Below are 587 nucleotides of genomic sequence, written 5' to 3'. Positions count from 1 at the left end.
GGAAGTGTTCGGGCTTGCGCTCGTAGCGGCGGTGTAGCCGGCGACAGCCGGCCAGCCAGGAGATGGTCCGCTCGATGACCCATCGATGGCGTCCCAGTCGCTGTGATGCCTCGATCCCTCGACGGGCGATCCGGGGTGTGATGCCGCGAGAACGAAGCCATCGCCGCAGGTGAGAGTAGTCGTAGCCCTTGTCCCCGTGGAGCTTGTCGGGCCGTCGGCGGCGGGGACCGCGACGGCTGCGGATCGGCGGTATCGACGCGACGAGCGGCTGCAGAGCGAGACTGTCATGGGTGTTGGCCGCCGAGATGGCGACCGCGACCGGCAGGCCGGACCGGTCGGTGACGAGGTGGATCTTCGATCCCTTCTTGCCGCGATCGGTCGGATTCGGTCCGGTCAAAAGCCCCCTTTGAGGGCCCGGACACTCACCGAGTCGATAGCGAAACGCGACCAGTCCAGCTCTCCCCGGGCGCCGAGCTCATCCAGGATGACCCGATGCAGACGGGCCCAGACTCTGTCCTTGCTCCAGCGGGCGAACCTCCGGTAGACCGTCGGCCAGGCCGGCCCGAACAACGGCGGCACCTGCCGCC

The 587-nt window shown here is 68.3% G+C and carries 1 pseudogene; it reads right to left on the bottom strand.

The annotated features are described in order from the left end of the window. Nucleotides 1–587 (bottom strand): annotated as a pseudogene (locus tag ABD347_RS30575) (IS5 family transposase); the annotation flags it as partial.

The organism is Streptomyces gobitricini (assembly GCF_039532985.1).
Lineage (GTDB): Bacteria > Actinomycetota > Actinomycetes > Streptomycetales > Streptomycetaceae > Streptomyces > Streptomyces gobitricini.
The sequence above is the reverse complement of the archived record's forward strand: the minus strand, read 5'-3'. Positions and strand labels throughout refer to the sequence as shown.